Origin of the sequence: Shewanella electrica (assembly GCF_022321485.1) — a bacterium.
Lineage (GTDB): Bacteria > Pseudomonadota > Gammaproteobacteria > Enterobacterales > Shewanellaceae > Shewanella > Shewanella electrica.
Map to the genome: position 1 here is coordinate 1 of NZ_JAKOGG010000613.1, position 247 is coordinate 247.

Sequence of the window (247 nt, forward strand, 5' to 3'; positions counted from 1 at the left end):
TACCTGCTATCTTGGACCAAAAGGGATATACGACTGCTGCCTTCCACGGTGACGTCGCTTCATTCTGGAACCGTGATAACACGTACAAGTCTTGGGGATATGATTACTTCTTTAGTAAGCCATATTTCAAGGATGCGGATAACGCAAACTACAATATTGGTTATGGTATGAAGGATAAGATTTTCTTGCAGGATTCTGCTAAGTATCTTGAACAACTACCACAACCGTTCTATTCAAAGATTATTAC

General features: G+C 40.1%; 1 protein-coding gene. It reads left to right on the plus strand.

The features are described from left to right. A partial coding sequence (locus L9G74_RS21605) for a sulfatase-like hydrolase/transferase (protein WP_238898901.1) occupies positions 1-247 on the plus strand: 247 nt, incomplete at both ends.